The following is a 390-nucleotide window of genomic DNA, read 5'->3' as shown; positions in this document are numbered from 1 at the left end:
TCTCTCTTCTGGACATGCTTCACGTCGCCATACCTGACCCTCCCCCGGCGCGCAGTGATAGATCCATATGCCTTTTTCGCGCATAATGTGACGATTAGATTCGGCAAGAAGAATTCCGCCTCCCGTCGGAATGCCGGCTGACGGCGTGGTGACCGCTTTCAGCGCGGCCGTTTAGCGGGCGAGAAAGCTTTCCCATCCCTCTTGCTCCTCGATGTCTGCGATGGTTTTGCCGGGCTCGGGCTGCAGCCAGGGGTCGGTATCATCAAACTGACGATGAGATGCGCGTGCCAGTTCCTCGCCAACGGTGGTTTTCCCACAGCCGCGGGGGCCAACTAAAAAGATGGGTTGGGTCATAGCCAGGTGTTCCCCTTGATGCCGAATGGCTAAAGA

General features: G+C 57.7%; 1 pseudogene. It reads right to left on the bottom strand.

Annotation, left to right across the window (positions count from 1 at the left end):
- A pseudogene (locus A6013_RS24515) lies at positions 1-354 on the bottom strand (shikimate kinase); the annotation flags it as partial.
- Between the last annotated feature and the right edge of the window lie 36 nt (positions 355-390).

The organism is Enterobacter sp. IF2SW-B1 (genome assembly GCF_001743375.1).
Lineage (GTDB): Bacteria > Pseudomonadota > Gammaproteobacteria > Enterobacterales > Enterobacteriaceae > Enterobacter > Enterobacter bugandensis.
This window is presented reverse-complemented; position numbering and strand designations above follow the sequence as displayed.